The 802-nt window shown below is 44.8% G+C and carries 1 protein-coding gene; it reads left to right on the top strand.

Annotated features, from left to right (window positions below; genetic code table 11):
- Positions 1-46 precede the first annotated feature (46 nt).
- A partial coding sequence (locus ACFIQC_RS09995; RefSeq protein ID WP_375630787.1) for a portal protein occupies positions 47-802 on the top strand: 756 nt, incomplete at its 3' end.

Raw genomic sequence — 802 nt, 5'->3', positions numbered from 1 at the left:
AAAAGCGACCAGCTTATAGCGGCAGAACGGAATATGAGAGTACCTCATGGATGGCAGAATGATGCATGATGATGAACGTTTAGAGAAAGACAGCAATGTATCTGATCTCTCTCATGAAGGTTTGTTTCGTAAGCTTGTGAGTTGGTACAAAGAAGATGTGGAGCATGTGAACAAATGGCGTGAACATGCGCGGGAGGATTTTGGTTTTTACAATGGTGATCAATGGAATGAAGAAGATTTATCGGCGTTAAAAAAGCAACGCCGCCCCGTTATGACTTTTAATCGTATTGCTCCGCTTGTGAATGCTGTTGTGGGTTCAGAACGCAACAATAAGCGAGAAGTGCAATTCATTCCTCGTCAAATAGGGAAGGCATTGCCAAGTGAATTACTTACAGGAGCAGCAGAATGGTTTCGCGACATGGCACATGCTGAATATGCAGATAGTGATGCTTTCCAAGATGCTGTCATTTGTGGAATGGGGTGGACTGATACCCGCCTTGATTATGAGAACAGCCTCGATGGTGAACCGGTCATTACGCGTTTAGATCCTTTAAAAATGGTCTGGGATAGTGCGGCAGTGCAACCGAATTTAACCGATGCACAACGTTTGTGGTATGTAGACCGCAAGCCGTTAGAAGTAGCTAAGCAGATGTTTCCCAAATCTCATTGGACAGAGCTGAGTGCAGATTGGGCAAGGGATGGGAGCTCTCATGAAGGTGTTCACCATAATGATCTTGATTATTACAGTGATGAAGGGAGCATTGATGTTGAAAACGGTCGTCGGATGGTCACGCTTGTTGAA

The sequence above is a fragment of the Bartonella sp. AA126HLJHH genome, assembly GCF_042197425.1.
Taxonomy (GTDB): Bacteria; Pseudomonadota; Alphaproteobacteria; order Rhizobiales; family Rhizobiaceae; genus Bartonella.
The sequence above is the reverse complement of the archived record's forward strand: the minus strand, read 5'-3'. Positions and strand labels throughout refer to the sequence as shown.